Genomic DNA, 13,587 nt, shown 5'->3' with positions numbered 1-13,587 from the left:
GGAAGCGTTGGTCCCTCAGTGCCCAGCCCCGCGCGCCTGAATCAATGCCCGATAATGCCCAGGGTTACAGCCAAACCATTTGCGAAACGCCTTGTAGAACGAACTGTTGTCGGCAAACCCCAACTGCTCGGCAAGCTCGCCCATGGCCACGTCTTCCCGGCTTAACCAGGCGATCGCCAACTCTCTGCGTACACTGTCCTTCAACCCTTGGTAATTCTGCCCCTCTTCGGCCAGGCGCCGGCGCAGGGTCGAAGGCGACAGGCACAACTGCCGTGCCAGGCTGTCAGCATCTGGCCAATGTTCAGGGGCCAGGCCCAGCAGGTCGGTTCGTATGCGTCGCCCGAGGCTGGCCGGGTCACGGTACTTGACCAGGATATTGCCCGGCGCTTCGGCAAGAAATCGCTGCAGTTCCTCCTCGTTGCGCTTCAACGGCAGGTCAAGGCACGCCGAGGCAACGATCATGCGTGTGCGCGGGCGCTCAAAATGCAGGTTTTCCGAGAACATCACCCGATAGTCGTCACAAAAGGGTGGCTCGGCACAACGCAGGTCAATGCTCAGAATCGGGATACGCCGCCCGGCCAGCCAGCACGCCACCCCATGCACGATCATCCAGAACGTGAAATAGGTGAACGCGCGGCGCGGTTCGTCACGCGGCTCATTGATGACAATCTCGGCCAAACCTTCCTGGCGCACCAGGCTGGGCTGCATGTCCTGGAGCATCAGCGAAAGGAATGCCAGCGCGGTTTCCAGGCCAGCGCCCAAGGTCGGCTGGCCCATGCTGGCACGGCACATGAACGCCAGGCTGCCACTGCGCAGGCCGCGTGGGTCCATGGCGAAGAACTCGTCGTTGCAGCGGCGTGCCAGCAGGCGCCACAACCGGGCATAGGACTCTGCACTGACACGCGCCTCTGGCAAGTGCAAGTGTTCAACGGCGATGCCCGCCCGGGCCAGCAAGCTGCTATCGGGCTCACCGGCGGGGCAGGTTTGCAACAGCGCTTCACGCACCAGCTGCATGGAAATAGTGTCTTTGTCGCTCATCGACGGTCCTGTCGGCGTGTTGCCGGCCATCTTAGGCCGCCTTGCTGAAAACAGCCATCACAGCCCCACCGCCAGGCCCAGGAACGCCTGGATCAGGCGCAATTCGCGACGGCGCTCCAGGCAACCGATCAGGTGTTGGTTGACCAGGCCGTCGCCAGACAATGGCCGTGCCACCACCCGCGGATCATTGGCCACTTCTGTAGAAGAAACAACACCAATACCCAGCTCCGAAGCCACCGCCTCGGTTACCGCCTCACGGCTGTCCAGCTCCAGCAGTACACGCGGCTGCACGCCCGCCCTGACGCAGGCTTTGTCGAAGGTACGCCGCGTGGTGGAGCTGGGTTCGCGCAGCACCATGATCTGCTGGTGCAGTTCGGCCAGGGGCAAATCGCCGTCGTCGTGGGCCCAGCCATGCCCCGCAGGCAACAACGCACACAGGCGTGATTCGCAGAGGTTCTGCAGGTACAGGCCCTTGCGCGGCTCGATCTCGGTCAGCACCGCCACGTCGGCGTGTTCGGACAACAGCGCAGCCAGCGTTTCCTGGGCATTGCCCAGCCGCAAGTTGACCGTGATGCCGGGGTAGCGCTCGCGCAGTTGCGCCAGCATGGGCATGACCCGATGCGGGCCATCGGCCGCCACCTCCAGGCGCCCGGTCAGCAACTGCCGGTTGGCCTCAAGCATGGCCTGTGCCTCTTCGGCCAGGCCGAACATGGCGCGGGTGATGGCTGCCAGGCGAGTGCCCTCCTCGGTCAACTCCACCCGCCGTGCGGTACGCCGCAGCAGGGTGATCTGGTAGTGCTCCTCAAGCGCCTTGACGTGCCCGGTCACGGCCGGCTGGCTGATGAACAGCCGCTCGGCGGCACGGGTAAAGCTGCCCTCACGGGCTACGGCGTCAAAGGCGCGCAGCTGGAACAGGTTCATTTCTATCGGCCTGACTTATAGCTGAGATAACAACAAACAATTTGATTGATGACAGCGTGAATTGCAACCTAGGCCCCGTCGTTTCAGCCCACCGCTTGTGAGGAATAACGGAATGAGCAACGCCCCGATTCTGCTGACCCCAGGTCCCCTGACCACATCAATCCGCACCCGCCAAGCCATGCTGGTGGACTGGGGCTCCTGGGACCGCGATTTCAACCAACTGACGGCCAGCGTGTGCGAGCAACTGCTGGCGATCATCGACGGCAGCGCCAGCCACCACTGCGTGCCCCTGCAAGGCAGCGGCACATTCGCCGTGGAAGCGGCCATCGGCACCCTGGTGCCACGCGATGGCAAGGTTCTGGTGCTGATCAACGGCGCTTACGGCCAGCGTCTGGCGAAAATCTGCAAAGTGCTGGGCCGCACGTACAGCACCTTCGAAACCGCCGAAGACCAGCCAACTACCGCCGCGGATGTCGACCGCCTGCTGGCTGCCGACCCGGCCGTGACCCACGTGGCATTGATCCACTGCGAAACCAGCACAGGCATCCTCAACCCGCTGCCCGAGATCGCCCAGGTCATCAAACGCCACGGTAAACGCCTGATCATCGATGCCATGAGCTCGTTCGGCGCCTTGCCAATCGACGCCCGCGAAATCCCCTTCGAAGCACTTATCGCCGCCTCCGGCAAGTGCCTGGAAGGCGTACCCGGCATGGGCTTCGTCTTCGCCGAAAAAGCAGCCTTGGCCGCCGCCGAAGGCAATGCCCACTCGCTGGCCATGGACCTTCACGACCAGCACGCCTACATGGCCAAGACCGGCCAGTGGCGCTTCACACCCCCCACCCACGTGGTCGCGGCCCTGCATGAAGCACTGCAGCAATACAATGAGGAAGGCGGCCTGCCGGCCCGCTACCAGCGCTACGCCAACAACTGCAAGACCCTGCTCGACGGCATGGCGGCCATCGGCCTGCGCAGCTTCCTGCCGGCCGAGATCCAGGCGCCGATCATTGTCACGTTCCATGCACCCAACGATGCCCGCTACCAGTTCAAAGACTTCTACGAGCGGGTCAAGGCCAAGGGTTTCATCCTTTACCCGGGCAAGCTGACCCAGGTCGAAACCTTCCGCGTCGGTTGCATCGGCGTGGTCGGAGCCGACGGCATGCAAGCCGCCGTGAATGCCGTGGCCCAAGTGCTGCGGGAAATGGAAGTGCTGGACATCTGACCCTTTGCCCACCCGACTTCAGGAATTAGCGCACATGAACTACAGCAACCCTACCCAGCTGCAAGCCGCCATCCTCGACTGGGCCGGCACCGTGGTCGATTTTGGCTCCTTCGCGCCGACCCAGATCTTCGTCGAGGCGTTCGCCGAATTCGACGTGCAAGTGACCATCGAGGAAGCCCGAGGCCCGATGGGCATGGGCAAATGGGACCACATCCGCACCCTGTGCGACGTACCGGAAATTGCCGAGCGCTACCGCAAGGTGTTCGGCCGCACCCCCACCGACGATGATGTCACCGCCATCTACAACCGCTTCATGCCACTGCAGATCGAGAAGATCGCCGTGCACTCGGCACTGATCCCCGGTGCCCTGGAAACCTTGACCGGCCTGCGCCAGAACGGCCTGAAGATCGGCTCCTGCTCGGGTTACCCGAAAGTGGTGATGGACAAGGTGGTGGAGCTGGCCGCGCAGAATGGCTACGTGGCCGACCATGTGGTAGCCACCGATGAAACCCCGAACGGTCGTCCCTGGCCAGCCCAGGCCTTGGCCAACGTGATTGCCCTTGGCATCGACGACGTAGCGGCCTGCGTGAAGGTGGATGACACCGTGCCGGGCATTCTCGAAGGCCGACGCGCCGGCATGTGGACCGTGGCCCTGGTGTGTTCGGGCAATGCCCTGGGGCTGACCTGGGAAGGCTACCGTGCACTGAGCGCCGAGAAGCTGGAAAGCGAGCGCACGCGCATTCACACGCTGTTCGCAGGCTCCCGCCCACACTACCTGATCGACACCATCAACGAGCTGCCCGAAGTGATCGCCGACATCAACCGGCGCCTGGCCAAGGGCGAGATGCCGCAGGCCTCCTGAGCCGGCAAGTGGGGCCGCTTTGCGGCCCCCGTGCACGGTCTACTGCGGCAACTGCACTTGCGGCTTGGTCGAGGCAAAGATTGCCCAGCTGGACACGAACAGTGCTGCGATCAATGGCCCGATTACGAAACCGTTGAGCCCAAAGACCGCCAGCCCACCCAACGTCGACACCAGGATCAGATAGTCCGGCATGCGCGTGTCCTTGCCCACCAGGATCGGCCGCAGCAGGTTGTCCACCAGGCCGATCACCAGCACCCCGAACGCGGTCAGGATCACCCCCGGCAATATGGCCCCGGTCAGCAGGAAATACGCGGCCACCGGCGCCCAGACGATGCCAGCGCCCACTGCCGGCAGCAGCGACAGGAACGCCATCAGCACCGCCCACACCAACGCACTGGGGATATCCAGCACCCAGAAGATGAACCCGCCCAGCGCCCCTTGGGTAATGGCCACCAGCACGTTACCTTTCACCGTCGCCCGCACCACCCGGTTGAATTTCAGCTGCAAACGGCGCTTCTGGGGTTCGGGCAGTGGCACGGCCAGGCGCACACGACGAGCCACCTCGGCGCCTTCTCTCAGGAAGAAGAACAGCAGGTACATCATGATGCCAAAGCTGATCACGAACTCGAACGTACCCTGACCGAAGCTGAACGCCTGGCTGGCCAATACCTGGCTACCCTGGGTTGCCCACTTGGTGATTTTTTCGCGCAACGCGTCGAGGTTGCCCATACCCATGTTGTCCAGGCCATGCTGGGCGAACGCCGGGAGCATGTCCTTGCCGCGCTCGACGTAACCGGCGATGTCCAGCTGCCCGCTTTCGATACGCTGGTACAGCGTGGCCCCCTCCTGCACCAACAGTGCACTGGTGATGATCACTGGCAGGATCGCCACCAGCAGGCACACCAGCATCGTGGTGGCAGCGGCCAGGTTGCGCCTACGCCCAAAGCGGATCAGCAGGTGCCGCTGCAGCGGGGCAAACAGAATGCCCAGTATCACCGCCCAGAAAATCGCACCGTAGTAAGGCAGCAATATCCAGAAAAAGGCGATGGTCACCAGCGCCAAAAGTACGGCCAGGGCTTTGTTCTGTAGCGCAGCTTCGTTCATCGCAGGTCCTCGAATGGCTTCTGGAATATTAGTGCGCGCCGCGTGGGTAAAAGTGCCACCACTCCTTTGATGCAAATCAATACGCGTTTTTTGCGCCAGCCCTAGCATCCGCGCCTTTTGCCCCGGTACGCACATGAACCCGACTGCCAAGCCCGAACTGCTGGCCCCCGCCGGCACCCTCAAGACCATGCGCTATGCCTTTGCCTACGGTGCCGACGCGGTCTATGCAGGCCAGCCGCGCTACAGCTTGCGGGTGCGTAACAATGAGTTCGACCATGCCAACCTCGCGCTGGGCATCCAGGAGGCGCATGCGTTGGGCAAGCGCTTTTACGTGGTGGTCAACATTGCTCCGCACAACGCCAAGCTCAAGACCTTCCTCAAAGACCTGGCGCCAGTGATCGACATGGCGCCGGATGCGCTGATCATGTCCGACCCCGGCCTGATCATGCTGGTGCGCCAGCACTTCCCGCAGATGCCGGTGCACCTGTCGGTGCAGGCCAATACGGTGAACTGGGCCAGCGTACAGTTCTGGCAGCAACTGGGCTTGAGCCGGGTCATCCTTTCACGCGAGCTGTCGCTCGAAGAAATCGAGGAAATCCGCCAGCAGGTGCCGGGCATGGAGCTGGAGGTGTTCGTCCACGGCGCCCTGTGCATGGCCTACTCCGGCCGTTGCCTGCTGTCGGGCTACCTCAACAAGCGTGACGCCAACCAGGGCACCTGCACCAACGCCTGCCGCTGGAAGTACGACGCCACGCCGGCCACCGAGAACGCCACCGGCGACATCGTGCGCGAAGTGCAGCCCACCCTTGGCCTGGGCGCCCCGACCGAGCAGGTGTTCCTGCTGCAGGAAAGCAACCGCCCCGGCACTGAAATGCCAGCCTTCGAGGATGAACACGGCACCTACATCATGAACGCCAAGGACCTGCGTGCCATCCAGCACGTCGAGCGCCTGGCCACCATGGGCGTGCATTCGCTAAAAATCGAAGGGCGCACCAAGTCGCACTTCTACTGTGCCCGCGCGGTGCAGTCATATCGCCAGGCCATTGACGACGCCGTGGCCGGGCGGCCGTTCGACCGCACCTTGATGGGCAACCTGGAGTCCCTTGCGCAACGAGGCTACACCGAAGGGTTCCTGCGCCGTCACGTACACGATGAGTACCAGAACTACCAGCGAGGTAATTCGGTCTCGGAGCGCCAGCAGTTCGTTGGCGAGTTGACCGGCGTGCGTGTCGATGGCCTGGCCGAGGTCAAGGTGAAGAACCGCTTCGCCGTGGGTGACCACCTGGAGCTGATGACCCCGCGCGGCAACTACCACTTCGACCTGCACCGCTTGTGCAACAGCCAGCAGCAGGCCATCGAGGTGGCGCCGGGCGATGGCCATGTGGTGTACCTGCCCATTCCGGAGCAGGTCGCGCTCGAGCATGCCCTGCTGATGCGCGACCTCGGTGTCGACGAGGCAGCAAGCTGACAGTACTGTAACGTGCAACTCAGTGGCCAGCCGCTTACGCTATGCTGCTGAACCAATGCTGGAAGGAGTGCTTTACCATGCTGCGCAAACACCTGCTGACCGTGGGGCTGCTGGCGATCACCGGCCTGGCCCAGGCCGCCGAGACCATCGATGTCTACCGTGACCCCAACTGCGGCTGCTGCAAGGCCTGGATCAGCCACCTGCGTGACAACGGTTTCACCGTCAATGACCACGTCGAGCCGAACATGAGCGCGGTGAAACAACGCCTGGGCGTGGCACCACGCCTGGCGTCGTGTCACACGGGGGTGATCGACGGCAAGTTCGTCGAAGGCCACGTACCGGCCGAGCAGGTGCGCCTGCTGGCCAAACGCAATGACCTCAAGGGCCTGGCCGTACCGGGCATGCCCATGGGTTCGCCAGGCATGGAAATGGGTGACCACAAGGACGCCTACCAGGTTATAGGCGTGACCCAGGATGGCCAGGACACCGTGGTCGCCACCTACTGATGCTGAGCCTGTGGGCGCTGTTTCTCAGCGCCTTTGGCGCCGCCACCCTGCTGCCGCTGCAATCGGAGGCCGTGCTGGTCGGCCTGTTGCTGCGCCAGCCCGAGGCTTGGGCGACCCTGCTGCTGGTGGCCACATTGGGCAACGTGCTGGGTTCGGTGGTGAACTGGCTGTTGGGCCGGGCCATCGAGCACCTGCGCGACAAGCGCTGGTTCCCGTTCAGCACAGCCCAGCTGGCGCGTGCGCAGCAGCGCTACCAGCGCTGGGGCCAGTGGTCGCTGCTGCTCAGCTGGATGCCAGTGATCGGTGACCCGCTGACGCTGATCGCCGGGATCATGCGCGAGCCGTTCTGGCGCTTTCTGCTGCTGGTCACCCTGGCCAAGGCTGGCCGTTATGCGGTGCTGGCAATGATCACCCTGGGCTGGTTTCACGCCTGGTAACACCTTTCACGTTCCCGACATGCGCCTGGCTGCTAAAGTCGCCTATTCCTACATGGCCCTACATGGAGTGCCCCCATGCTGCGCGCAACCGCCCTGGCCCTGGCCTGCCTTGTCGGCAGCCCGGCCATCGCCGCCGAGTCACCCACCTACGGCCCTCAGCTCGAAGGCTTCAGCTACCCACACCCGCTCAAGCATTTTGACTTCAAGTCCCAGGGCCAGGCCCTGCAGATGGGCTATATGGACGTCCCCGCGCAAGGCCAGGCCAACGGCCACAGCGTAGTGCTGATGCACGGCAAGAACTTCTGCGCCGCCACCTGGGAAACCACCATCGACGCCCTGAGCAAGGCCGGCTACCGTGTGATCGCGCCCGACCAGATCGGTTTCTGTACCTCCAGCAAACCGGCGTATTACCAGTACACGTTCCAGCAACTGGCGAACAATACCCATGCCTTGCTTGAACAACTGGGCGTGAAGCAGGCCATCGTGCTCGGCCATTCCACGGGCGGCATGCTCGCCACACGCTATGCGCTGATGTACCCGCAGCAGGTGGAACGCCTCGCCATGGTCAACCCGATTGGCCTGGAAGACTGGAAAGCCCTCGGCGTGCCCTACCGCACCGTGGACCAGTGGTATGCCCGCGAGCTCAAGCTGGATGCCAATGGTGTGCGCGAATATGAGCGCAAGACTTACTACGCCGGGCGCTGGAAGCCGGAGTACGAACGCTGGGTGCAGATGCTGGTGGGCCTGAACAAAGGGCCGGGGCATGAAGCGGTGGCTTGGAACTCGGCGTTGATCTACGACATGATCTTTACCCAGCCGGTGTACCACGAGTTCAAGGACCTGCAGATGCCGACGCTGCTACTGATCGGCGACAAGGACACCACCGCCATCGGCAGTGATATTGCGCCGCCAGACGTGAAGGCGAAGCTGGGCAAGTATGAAGTGCTGGGGCCACAGGTGGCCAAGCTGATTCCCAAAGCTGAACTGATCACCTTTGAAGGCATGGGGCATGCGCCACAGATCGAAGAGCCCGTGCGGTTCAATCGCACGCTGGTGGAGTGGCTGGGCAAATGAAACGGGGGCGCTTAGCGCCCCTGCACCTTTCAGCCAAACCGCTGGAGTTGCATCTCCCGCAACCGGCTCAAGGTCCGCTGATACGGGAACGCCAGATACCCCTGCGTGTAGAGCCTTTCAAGCGGCACCTCTGCCTCCAGGTACAACGCCACCCGGCGGTCGTAGCATTCGTCAACCAAGGCGATGAAGCGGCGTACCGCATCGTCCTTGGGTGACAGTGCTGGCAACTCACGGTCGCCCGCCACCACTCGCGCTGCGCCGTCTTCGGTGCCACGGGCAATGCGACCGGCTTGCTGCTCACCGCCCAATGCCGGAATACCCGACACCAGAATGGCCGGAAAACGGTCGCAAAGCGCCATGAACTCCATGGCCGCCAGGGGTTGTTCGCACAGGTCGGTGAAGCGGCACCAGATAGCCTGCTCGCTGCGCCGCACGACCTGCACCTGTCTAGACCCGATGGCCAACGGCTGGTCACTGCCTGCAGCGTCCGGGCTGAGCTGGCGAAACACCTCCCCCAGCTGGCTCACCTGTCCCGCTTCTGCCACCCAATAGCGTTGCCGCGCTGCGCCGGGGTGCAGGCGATGGTCCTGCTCGCCCGCCACCGACAATACTTGCATATGCCGCTGGATCGCGCCGATGGCCGGTAGGAACCGCTCACGGTTGAAGCCGTCGCGGTAGAGCTGCTCAGGGGGCTGGTTGGATGTGGCGACAATGACTACGCCCTGATCGAACAGCACCTGAAACAGGCGGCCGAGGATGATCGCATCGCCGATATCGTTGACGAACAGTTCGTCGAAGCAGAGCACGCGGATCTGCCCGGCCAACTCCCGGGCCAGCGCCAACAATGGGTCGGCAGTGCCGTTGAGCTGGAACAGGCGCTGATGCACCCAAGCCATGAAGTGGTGGAAGTGCTGGCGTCGGCTGGGGATGCGCAGGCAGCGGTGAAACTGGTCCATCAACCAGGTCTTGCCACGGCCAACCGGGCCCCAAAGGTAGATGCCCTGGGTAGAGCGGCTGTGTTCGACTGCCTGGAAACAGGCTTGCAAGGCATCGACGGCACGGGCCTGTGCAGGGTCGACGACGTAGCCCTGAGTAGTCAAGGCTTTCTGGTACAGGGATTGGGGGTCAATGGCCATAACGAATTCTACACGGCAGATGCTATTCGTGTAGGACCGCGTCAGTCGACCAGGCCTACCTTGAGCAATGCACCGTCCTTGTCATCGGTCAGCACATACAAGTATCCATCCGGCCCTACCCGCACATCGCGGATTCGGGCGTTCAGGTCCCCCAGCAGGCGCTCTTCATGCACCACCTTGTCGCCGTCCAGCTGCAAGCGAATCAGCTCCTGCGTTGCCAGTGCACCAATGAACAGGTTGTGGTCCCAGGCCTTGAACGTCGGGCTGTCGTAGAACGCCATGCCGCTGATGCCAGGCGACTTCTCCCACACATGGTGTGGGCCGACCATGCCATCGACATGCTTGCCCTTGGCCTCGGGGATCGGCAGTAGCGAATAATTGATGCCATGAGTCGCAATCGGCCAGCCGTAGTTCTTCCCGGGCTCGGGGATGTTGATTTCGTCACCACCTCGCGGGCCGTGCTCGTGGGTCCACAGCTTGCCGGTCCATGGGTTGAGCGCGGCGCCTTGCTGGTTGCGGTGGCCGAACGACCAGATTTCCGGTCGCACGTTGTCCTTGCCTACAAAGGGGTTGTCCTTGGGCACTTCACCATCGGGAAGGATGCGCACGATCTTGCCTTGCAGCTTGTCCAGGTCCTGGGCAGTGGCGCGCTGGTTGTTCTCGCCCAGGGCGATGAACAGGTAGCCGTTGCGGTCGAACACCAGCCGCGAGCCGAAGTGGTTACCCACCGACAGCTTGGGCTGCTGGCGGAAGATCACGGTGAAGTTTTCCAGCCGGGCCCGGTCTTCGGACAGCTGGCCACGGCCGACTGCGGTGCCGGCCTTACCGTCACTGCCCTCCTCGGCGAAGGACAGGTACACGGTGCGGTCCTTGTCGAATGCGGGCGACAGCACCACATCCAGCAGGCCACCCTGCCCCTCGGCCCAGACCTTGGGCGCACCGCTGATGGGTGGGCCGACCTTGCCTTCGGCGTTGACCAGCCGCAAATTGCCGGCACGCTCGGTCACCAGCAGATCCTTGCCGCCCGGCAAAAATGCCAATGCCCAGGGGTTGCGCAGGCCGTCAGCCAGGGTACTGACTGTCAAGGTGCCTTCTTCACTGCGAAACTGTTGCTCGGCCGCCGCCTGTGCCAACAAGGGCATGAGTGCGGCGGCGGTCACGCTGACCAGCCAGGTTGCTCTGGGCATGCAGGATTCCTTTCGTATGGGCTTATGGCGCACGCGTGCTGTCGCGCGGTGGCCGGGTGGGTTCCAGATTCGGGGTTTGCTGCTGACGGCGCAGGTTGTCGCCATTGCCAATGCCCCGGTTGTCCAGGCTGGGCGTGCGTTGGTACGGCTCGGTGGACGGGCCACGTACGGGCGGCGTGACAGGCATGCTGCCTTGGCGGCTGTTGGGGTTGGCGCGCTGGATCGGGCTGTTGTAGGGGTTGTTGTTGCCGGCAGCGAGCTGCAACGGTGGCTGCGGAGCAGCGTGCGCGGACAGGCACAAGGCCAGGCCAAGCGCCAGGATGGGCAATGACGGGTTCATGCTTCACCTCCTGTACGAAAATGCCGCGCCTGGGGGTTTTGATAGCCTAAGGCGCGAAGGGTTCGCGGCAAAAGTGTGAATGCGGGTGGAGTTGATTCCTGATGTTTCAGTATGGACCTTAGGGCTGCCATGCAGCCCTTTTGCGACACAAGGCCGCTTGTGTCGCGAAAAGGCCGTAAAGCGGCCCCCGATTACTGGGCTTTGTCTACCTTGTGCCGCGCCGCATACAAGCACAGCATCTCCATCGCCAACGTCGCCCCGGCCAATGCGGTGATGTCGGCATGGTCATAGGCCGGCGCTACTTCCACCAGGTCCATGCCCACCAGGTTGATGCCGCGCAGCCCGCCCAGAATCTCCAGCGCCTGCACCGTGCTCAGCCCGCCACACACCGGCGTACCCGTGCCAGGCGCATAAGCCGGGTCGAGGCAGTCGATATCGAACGTCAGGTACACCGGCCGGTCGCCCACCCGCTGACGAATCGCCGCAATGATCGCCTCGGTGCCCTGGCGGTGTACCTGCCGGGCATCCAGGATGGCAAAACCCTGGCTGTCGTCGTTGGTGGTGCGCAGGCCGATCTGCACCGAGCTGCCCGGGTCGACCAGGCCTTCACGGGCCGCATGCCAGAACATGGTGCCATGGTCGATTCGCTTGACCTCGTCGTCCGGCCAGGTATCGCTGTGGGCATCGAAGTGAATCAGCGCCAGCGGGCCATGCCGGCGAGCGTGAGCCTTGAGCAGCGGGTAGCTGATGAAGTGGTCGCCGCCCAAGGTGAGCATGGCGCACCCCGCCTGCAGGATATGCTCGGCATGGGCCTCGATGCTGTCCGGCACCGACTGCGGCGTGCCACTGTCGAAGGCGCAGTCGCCGTAGTCGATCACTGCCAGGTGATCGAACGGGTCGAACGCCCACGGCCAGTGCCGGGCCCAGGCCTGCTGCACCGAGGCGGCGCGGATCGCTCGCGGGCCAAAGCGTGCGCCAGGGCGGTTGCTGGTGGCGGTATCGAACGGCACACCGCTGACGACCACATCCACACCACGCAGGTCGCGGCTGTAGCGGCGGCGGGAGAAACTGGTAATGCCGGCGTAGGTACTTTCTGCGGCAGTGCCGTACAGGCTGTCGCGGGTCATCGCCTGGTCGTTGCTTGCGGCTTGGTCCACGGTCGAGCTCCTGGGTTGTTATGGGTTATTGCCGGGTGCGGAAGGCCGTCCACAAGCGGTTACGCTGGCGCAGGTCGGCCAGGGCCATGCTGCGGTCGGCGAACAGGCGCTGGCGCACTTCAGCTGGCGGGTAGATGTCGGGGTCGTTGCGCACTGCTTCGTCCACCAGCGGCGTGGCCGCCTGGTTGGCGTTGGCAAAGAACAGCGTGTTGGTCAGCGCAGCCACCGACTCTGGCTTGAGCATGAAGGCGATGAAGGCCCGAGCTGCCTCGGGGTGCGGGGCGTCTTTGGGGATGACCAGGTTGTCCTGCCACACCAGCGTGCCCTCGCGGGGGATACGGTAGATCAGCTCGAACGGCTTGCCGGCACGGCGCGCCTGGTCGGCGGCCATCGCCGCATCGCCGTTGTAGGTCAGCGCCAGGCACACGCTGCCATTGGCCAGGTCGCTGATCTGCCGGCCATTGGCGACGTAGCTGATCGAGGGTTGCAGTTGGCTCAGCAGGCGCTGCGCAGCCGCCAGATCATCCTTGTTCTGGCTGTACGGGTCCTTGCCCAGGTAGTTGAGGGCCACGCCAATCACCTCCTGCGGTGAATCGGGCATGGCAATGCCGCAATCCTTCAGGCGGCTAGCGTATTCGGGCTTGAACAGCAGGTCGAGGCTGTCCAGCGGCACATCACCCAGGCGCTGGCGCACCGCTTCCACGTTCACACCCAGGCCCAAGGTGCCCCAGGTGTACGGCACAGCATGGCGGTTCCCGGGGTCGGCCTCGGCGAGCTTGGCCAGCAGGTCCTTGTCGAGGTTGCTGTAGCCGGGCATGGCCTGAGGGTCGAGCGGTTGCAGGGCGTTGGCTTTCAGCGCCCGTGCCAGTACGGTCGACGATGGCACCACTACGTCGTAGCCACTGCCACCGGTCAGCAGCTTGGTTTCCAGTACTTCGGTGGTGTCGAAGGTGTCGTAGCGCACCTTGTAGCCGGTTTCCTGCTCGAAGCGCTCGAGGGTTTGCGGGGCAACGTAGTCGGCCCAACTGTAGAGATTGACGACCTTTTCTTCGGCTTGCAGCGGCAAGGCCAGAACCAGGGACAACAGGCACAACGATCGACGCATGGCGGACACCTCGGCAAATGGGTGGATGCCGCG

The 13,587-nt window shown here is 63.5% G+C and carries 14 protein-coding genes; 6 read left to right on the top strand and 8 right to left on the bottom strand.

What is annotated here, in order from left to right:
* Positions 1 to 15: 15 nt before the first annotated feature.
* Together FHW75_RS24645 and FHW75_RS24640 are read right to left on the bottom strand one after the other, a co-directional pair.
* On the bottom strand, positions 16 to 1,038 hold the full coding sequence (locus tag FHW75_RS24645) for an AraC family transcriptional regulator (protein WP_019097509.1): 1,023 nt from the start codon (positions 1,036 to 1,038) through the stop codon (positions 16 to 18).
* Positions 1,039 to 1,095: 57 nt separating this feature from the next.
* Positions 1,096 to 1,959: a LysR substrate-binding domain-containing protein gene (locus FHW75_RS24640; protein WP_019097510.1), complete on the bottom strand. Its 864-nt coding sequence runs from the start codon at positions 1,957 to 1,959 to the stop codon at positions 1,096 to 1,098.
* Positions 1,960 to 2,071: 112 nt separating this feature from the next.
* Here FHW75_RS24640 and FHW75_RS24635 point away from each other — a divergent pair, with 112 nt between their 5' ends.
* The gene (locus FHW75_RS24635) at positions 2,072 to 3,178 is read left to right on the top strand and encodes a 2-aminoethylphosphonate--pyruvate transaminase (protein WP_027609681.1); all 1,107 of its coding nucleotides are present in this window, start codon (positions 2,072 to 2,074) and stop codon (positions 3,176 to 3,178) included.
* Between the two features lie 34 nt (positions 3,179 to 3,212).
* Positions 3,213 to 4,040 carry a phosphonoacetaldehyde hydrolase gene (phnX, locus tag FHW75_RS24630; protein WP_016714972.1) on the top strand — a complete coding sequence of 276 codons (828 nt, stop codon included), beginning with the start codon at positions 3,213 to 3,215 and terminating at the stop codon, positions 4,038 to 4,040.
* A gap of 39 nt (positions 4,041 to 4,079) precedes the next feature.
* Here the strand turns inward: phnX and FHW75_RS24625 are convergent, their stop codons facing one another.
* Positions 4,080 to 5,144 carry an AI-2E family transporter gene (locus FHW75_RS24625; RefSeq protein ID WP_016714971.1) on the bottom strand — a complete coding sequence of 355 codons (1,065 nt, stop codon included), beginning with the start codon at positions 5,142 to 5,144 and terminating at the stop codon, positions 4,080 to 4,082.
* Positions 5,145 to 5,277: 133 nt separating this feature from the next.
* Between FHW75_RS24625 and yegQ the strand changes: the two genes are divergently transcribed.
* The 4 genes from yegQ to FHW75_RS24605 all read left to right on the top strand — a co-directional run bounded on the left by yegQ (position 5,278) and on the right by FHW75_RS24605 (position 8,629).
* The gene (gene yegQ, locus FHW75_RS24620; protein ID WP_025754429.1) at positions 5,278 to 6,612 is read left to right on the top strand and encodes a tRNA 5-hydroxyuridine modification protein YegQ; all 1,335 of its coding nucleotides are present in this window, start codon (positions 5,278 to 5,280) and stop codon (positions 6,610 to 6,612) included.
* Between the two features lie 77 nt (positions 6,613 to 6,689).
* Positions 6,690 to 7,118, top strand: coding sequence for a DUF411 domain-containing protein (locus FHW75_RS24615; protein WP_016714969.1), 429 nt, complete (start codon positions 6,690 to 6,692; stop codon positions 7,116 to 7,118).
* Positions 7,118 to 7,555 (top strand): YqaA family protein, encoded by a 438-nt coding sequence (locus FHW75_RS24610; protein ID WP_019097512.1) that lies wholly within the window; start codon positions 7,118 to 7,120, stop codon positions 7,553 to 7,555. The genes FHW75_RS24615 and FHW75_RS24610 overlap by 1 nt, the downstream gene beginning before the upstream one ends.
* Before the next feature lie 75 nt (positions 7,556 to 7,630).
* On the top strand, positions 7,631 to 8,629 hold the full coding sequence (locus FHW75_RS24605; RefSeq protein WP_019097513.1) for an alpha/beta fold hydrolase: 999 nt from the start codon (positions 7,631 to 7,633) through the stop codon (positions 8,627 to 8,629).
* Between the two features lie 29 nt (positions 8,630 to 8,658).
* On the opposite strand, the gene zapE is transcribed toward FHW75_RS24605, so the two are convergent.
* The 5 genes from zapE to FHW75_RS24580 all read right to left on the bottom strand — a co-directional run bounded on the left by zapE (position 8,659) and on the right by FHW75_RS24580 (position 13,554).
* Complete coding sequence (gene zapE / locus FHW75_RS24600; protein ID WP_025754431.1) at positions 8,659 to 9,765, bottom strand: cell division protein ZapE; 1,107 nt, start codon at positions 9,763 to 9,765, stop codon at positions 8,659 to 8,661.
* Positions 9,766 to 9,806: 41 nt separating this feature from the next.
* On the bottom strand, positions 9,807 to 10,952 hold the full coding sequence (locus tag FHW75_RS24595; protein ID WP_183674852.1) for a PQQ-dependent sugar dehydrogenase: 1,146 nt from the start codon (positions 10,950 to 10,952) through the stop codon (positions 9,807 to 9,809).
* 22 nt (positions 10,953 to 10,974) lie between these two features.
* Positions 10,975 to 11,292, bottom strand: coding sequence for a hypothetical protein (locus FHW75_RS24590; RefSeq protein WP_019097516.1), 318 nt, complete (start codon positions 11,290 to 11,292; stop codon positions 10,975 to 10,977).
* A gap of 191 nt (positions 11,293 to 11,483) precedes the next feature.
* Positions 11,484 to 12,449: an agmatinase gene (gene speB / locus FHW75_RS24585; protein ID WP_025754433.1), complete on the bottom strand. Its 966-nt coding sequence runs from the start codon at positions 12,447 to 12,449 to the stop codon at positions 11,484 to 11,486.
* Positions 12,450 to 12,474: 25 nt separating this feature from the next.
* The gene (locus FHW75_RS24580) at positions 12,475 to 13,554 is read right to left on the bottom strand and encodes a polyamine ABC transporter substrate-binding protein (protein WP_019098748.1); all 1,080 of its coding nucleotides are present in this window, start codon (positions 13,552 to 13,554) and stop codon (positions 12,475 to 12,477) included.
* Positions 13,555 to 13,587: the final 33 nt, after the last annotated feature.

It is taken from the genome of Pseudomonas sp. OG7, assembly GCF_014192825.1.
Lineage (GTDB): Bacteria > Pseudomonadota > Gammaproteobacteria > Pseudomonadales > Pseudomonadaceae > Aquipseudomonas > Aquipseudomonas monteilii.
The sequence above is the reverse complement of the archived record's forward strand: the minus strand, read 5'-3'. Positions and strand labels throughout refer to the sequence as shown.

Excerpts from the sequence above, each read along its gene's own strand:
- FHW75_RS24645 (WP_019097509.1), bottom strand. The coding sequence starts at position 1,038 with ATGAGCGACAAAGACACTATTTCCATGCAGCTGGTGCGTGAAGCGCTG.
- FHW75_RS24640 (WP_019097510.1), bottom strand. The coding sequence starts at position 1,959 with ATGAACCTGTTCCAGCTGCGCGCCTTTGACGCCGTAGCCCGTGAGGGC.
- FHW75_RS24635 (WP_027609681.1), top strand. The coding sequence starts at position 2,072 with ATGAGCAACGCCCCGATTCTGCTGACCCCAGGTCCCCTGACCACATCA.
- phnX (WP_016714972.1), top strand. The coding sequence starts at position 3,213 with ATGAACTACAGCAACCCTACCCAGCTGCAAGCCGCCATCCTCGACTGG.
- FHW75_RS24625 (WP_016714971.1), bottom strand. The coding sequence starts at position 5,144 with ATGAACGAAGCTGCGCTACAGAACAAAGCCCTGGCCGTACTTTTGGCG.
- yegQ (WP_025754429.1), top strand. The coding sequence starts at position 5,278 with ATGAACCCGACTGCCAAGCCCGAACTGCTGGCCCCCGCCGGCACCCTC.
- FHW75_RS24615 (WP_016714969.1), top strand. The coding sequence starts at position 6,690 with ATGCTGCGCAAACACCTGCTGACCGTGGGGCTGCTGGCGATCACCGGC.
- FHW75_RS24610 (WP_019097512.1), top strand. The coding sequence starts at position 7,118 with ATGCTGAGCCTGTGGGCGCTGTTTCTCAGCGCCTTTGGCGCCGCCACC.
- FHW75_RS24605 (WP_019097513.1), top strand. The coding sequence starts at position 7,631 with ATGCTGCGCGCAACCGCCCTGGCCCTGGCCTGCCTTGTCGGCAGCCCG.
- zapE (WP_025754431.1), bottom strand. The coding sequence starts at position 9,765 with ATGGCCATTGACCCCCAATCCCTGTACCAGAAAGCCTTGACTACTCAG.
- FHW75_RS24595 (WP_183674852.1), bottom strand. The coding sequence starts at position 10,952 with ATGCCCAGAGCAACCTGGCTGGTCAGCGTGACCGCCGCCGCACTCATG.
- FHW75_RS24590 (WP_019097516.1), bottom strand. The coding sequence starts at position 11,292 with ATGAACCCGTCATTGCCCATCCTGGCGCTTGGCCTGGCCTTGTGCCTG.
- FHW75_RS24580 (WP_019098748.1), bottom strand. The coding sequence starts at position 13,554 with ATGCGTCGATCGTTGTGCCTGTTGTCCCTGGTTCTGGCCTTGCCGCTG.